Source organism: Phormidium sp. CCY1219, assembly GCF_035615515.1.
Lineage (GTDB): Bacteria > Cyanobacteriota > Cyanobacteriia > Cyanobacteriales > Laspinemataceae > CCY1219.
Window position 1 is genome coordinate 1 of the sequence record NZ_JAJENT010000585.1, and the last position, 238, is coordinate 238.

At 47.9% G+C, this 238-nt stretch carries 1 pseudogene; it reads right to left on the reverse strand.

From position 1 onward, the window contains the following. Window positions 1–238: pseudogene (locus LKK83_RS16535) on the reverse strand (hypothetical protein); the annotation flags it as partial.

Genomic DNA, 238 nt, shown 5'->3' on the forward strand with positions numbered 1-238 from the left:
CGTTGCAACAACTCTTCGCGAGAAAGGGTCAGCAACAGACGGGTTAACTCCTGGGTTGGTAACTGCAACAGTGGCTCGATTACTGATGATAATTCATTATCCATCTGGCCAAATCGAACCTGGAGCAAGTTTTCTATCATTTGTCTGCGTCCTTCTTGCAATCCTTCTTGGCGTCCTTCTTGCAGTCCTTCTTGGCGTCCTTCTTGTACGGCTTCTTCTCGCCAACGCAAATAAGCAG